Raw genomic sequence first — 3,650 nt, 5'->3', positions numbered from 1 at the left:
CCGCTGGCTTCCCACCCGCGGCGATGCGCAGGAGCCTCCGAACGAGACCCTTTCGGTCCCTGATTTCCCCGCTGCGCTGCCCGGGGTGGACCTGCCGGCGGCCCTGCGTCGGCTCTCGGGCAACCGGGAACTGCTCCTGAAGATGCTGCGGAACTTTGGTCAGGAGTGGTCAGGAGCACATGAACTGATACAGGCCGCGCTGTCGGCAGGCGACCTCGCGCAAGCGCGCCGGACGGTCCATGCGCTGCGCGGCGTGGCGGGTAACCTGTCCGTGAGTCAGGTCGCCGCCAGTGCCGAGGCGCTGGAGCAGGCGCTGAAGCGGGGAGCGGACCACGAGATCGAACGCTGCCTGGAGACTCTGGCCGCAGCCATCACGCCGGTGCTTGCCGGACTGGAGCGTTTGCCGCCCGCCCCGCCGCTCCCGGGTGACGTCGGTCCCCCGGACCGCTCGCGGTTGGAACCTCAAGTCTGCGAACTGGCCGAATTGCTGCGCCGACAGGACATGAAGGCCGAAGACTGCTTCGCCGAACTTCGGGTGCGGCTGGGCGCCGGAGAGTGTTCGGAGGCGATGGCTCGCCTGGAGCAGCAGCTTGACCGGCTGGATTTTGCTGCGGCCAGGATAACGCTGGCGGAGGTGGCGGAGCTTCTGGGAATGGCGGCATTGGACCGATGAAGCTGAGGTATCCCCACGAGCTTCGCCTCCGTTTATTGATCCAACAATAGCGCTTGGTGGAATTGGACGACCTGCTCTTCCGGCGCCAGGAATACAGAACTTTGCAAGCGAGGGTCCCGTCACCCGGCAGGTCAGCGGCGCGATAGAGATGTCACGTTGAAAAACTTTGCGTCTTTGCGTCTTTGCGTGAAATGAATGCTGCTGCCAGGTTGATCTGGTCGCCAGGCGCCGCGTCACTGCCAATAAGGCGCTTTCGCCGACCGCGCCGCCTCTGCCCGGCCTGTGCACAAGCCGCACCGCCGCGGTTATCCGCGAGATCGCGCCGCACTGGGGTGCGGCGCTCCCAGCCCGGACCCGACTGGAACCGGGGCTTGACTTGACGGCAGTGTCGCGCCGCATGGGGACGAGGGCGAACCCCGCGGCGCCCGCCGGACGCAAAATCGGCGTCTGTCCTGGTCAATCCCCCACAAAAGTGCGACCATTGCGCTACCCGGCACTTTCGCCGGCGCCCACCCGTTCACCTCAATCCTTGCAGTCCAGTGGCCACATCCAAGCCCCCAGTCGCAGCCGAACCCCCAGACCCCCAGTTCAACGCGGTGCCCGGCTGGTCCACCGAGGTCCAGACCCTGCTCGAACCGGGGGAGATACCGCTCGCCTGGTTCGAGCCGGACCTGGATGAGCACCGCCACTATGGGTCCGGGCAACTGTGCCTGACCGACCGCCGGCTGCTGGGGCGGGACGCGGGGGCAACCCCCGACGCCTGGACCTACTGGCCGCTCGCCGACCTCACGTCGGTGCGCGCCGGCCACCGCGGCGCCGCCGGGCGCCTGGCGGCCCTGGGGGCGACGGGGCTGGTCGCCGTCTGGCACTACACCGGCGCCCGCACCGCGGCGGCGGCGCAGTTCGCCGAGGTCTGCCAGGCGGCGATCGGCCGCGGCCAGGGTCTCACCGCGGAGACGGGCGAAGTCCAGGGCACCATCTGCCCGACCTGCGGCGCCACGATCCCCCCCGGCCAGGCGACCTGCGTCTTCTGCGCTGCCCCGCCGCTGCCGCCGCCGGGGCGCTCGCTGTGGCGCCTCACGCGCTTCGCCCGCCCGCGGGCCGGTCTGATCGCGCTGGGCTTCAGCCTGATGCTCGCCTGCACCGCGGCCGGGCTGGTCCCGCCCTATCTCACCATGCCCTTGTTGGATAAGGTGCTGATCCCGCATCAGGCGACCGGGGCTCCGCTCGACTACCACCTGGCGGCGCTCTATCTGTATGGTCTGGGCGGCGCGGCGCTGCTCGCCTGGCTCCTGGGCTGGGGGCGCACCTATGTGATGGCCGTGGTCAGCGAGCGCATCAGCGCGGATCTGCGCACCGAGACCTATGCGCACCTCCAGGCCCTGTCACTGGAATTCTTCGGCGGCAAGCGCACCGGGGACCTGATGTCGCGCATCGGCAGCGACACTGACCGGATCTGCCAATTTCTCTCGGTGAGCCTGCTCGATCTGCTCAATGACGTACTGACCATCCTCATGGTGTCGGTGGTCCTGGTGTCGATCGACCCCCGCCTGGCCCTCGTGACACTCGCCCCCTTTCCCCTCATCGCCTGGCTGGTACAGCGGGTGCGGGCGCGGCTGCGCCATGGCTTCGAGCGGGGCAGCCGTGCCTGGGCGGACATGGTGAGCGTGCTGGCCGACACCATCCCCGGCATCCGGGTGGTGAAGGCCTTCACCCAGGAGCGACGCGAGATCGAGCGCTTCAACGAGGCCAATGAGAACGTCGTGGTCGCCAATATGCGCGTCAACACGCTCTGGGCCTTCTTCGGGCCTACCGTGAGTTTCCTCACCGAACTGGGGCTGCTGGTGGTGTGGGCCTTCGGGGTCTGGGAGGTGGGCCAGGACCATGTGACCGTGGGCGTGCTGACGGCCTTCGTCGCCTACATCGGGCGCTTCTACGCACGCCTTGAGACCCTGAGCCGCCTGGTCGGCGCCGTGCAGCGGGCGGCCGCCTCCACCCACCGGGTGTTCGAGATCCTCGACCGGGTACCCAGCGTGCCGGAGCCGCTGCACCCGGTGGAGCCGGGCCGGGTGACGGGGGCCATCACGTTCCGCAACGTATCCTTCCAGTATGGGCCGCGGCGCGTGCTGCACGACATCGAGCTGGCCATCCGCCCGGGGGAGATGATCGGGCTGGTGGGCCATACGGGGGCGGGCAAGACCACGCTGGTGAATCTGATCTGCCGCTTCTTCGATGTGGCCGAGGGGCAGATCCTGGTCGACGGGGTCGACATCCGGTCCTTCCCGGTGGAGGCCTATCGGCGCAACATCGGGATCGTGCTGCAGGAGCCCTTCCTGTTCTACGGCACCATCGCCGAGAACATCGCCTATGGCCGCCCGAGCGCCAGCCGGGCAGAGGTCATGGCCGCCGCCCGCGCCGCGAGCGCGCATGAGTTCATCCTGCGCCTGCCCGACGGCTATGATTCACTGGTCGGGGAGCGCGGCCAGTCACTCTCCGGCGGCGAGCGCCAGCGCATCTCGATCGCCCGGGCGCTCCTGACCGACCCCCAGATCCTGATCCTGGACGAGGCGACCTCCTCGGTCGACACCGAAACCGAGCGCGAGATCCAGGGCGCTATCGACAACCTCACACATGGGCGCACCACCATCGCCATCGCCCACCGCCTGAGCACGCTGCGGCGCGCCGACCGGCTGGTGGTCCTGGAGCGCGGGCGCATCATCGAGGTGGGGACCCACAAGGCGCTCCTGGAGCAGAAGGGGGCCTATGCGCGGCTCTACCATGCCCAGTTGGAGCAGGCGAAGCAGCATTTGACGCTGTAGGAGCGGTTCACCAATAAGTTAAATAAGTCCGTCAGGGACTGCTTGTCGCGTCGTTGTCGTTGTCGTTGTCGTTGTCGTTGTCGTTGTCGAGGTTATCGTAGCGCCCCGGATTCTCTCGCACGCCAAATTGCATCGTTTCTCCGATTGCGATTGCGATT

The 3,650-nt window shown here is 68.0% G+C and carries 2 protein-coding genes; both read left to right on the top strand.

The annotated features are described in order from the left end of the window. Positions 1-673: Hpt domain-containing protein (locus QZY48_RS20595; protein WP_295434685.1), on the top strand; the 673-nt coding region annotated here is incomplete at its 5' end. A gap of 596 nt (positions 674-1,269) precedes the next feature. Further along, positions 1,270-3,492: an ABC transporter ATP-binding protein gene (locus tag QZY48_RS20590; RefSeq protein ID WP_295434683.1), complete on the top strand. Its 2,223-nt coding sequence runs from the start codon at positions 1,270-1,272 to the stop codon at positions 3,490-3,492. Positions 3,493-3,650 lie beyond the last annotated feature (158 nt).

The sequence above is a fragment of the uncultured Thiodictyon sp. genome (assembly GCF_903828115.1).
In the GTDB taxonomy this organism is placed as follows: Bacteria; Pseudomonadota; Gammaproteobacteria; order Chromatiales; family Chromatiaceae; genus Thiodictyon.
Note: the sequence above shows the minus strand (reverse complement) of the source record. Positions and strands in the feature narration are given on the sequence as shown.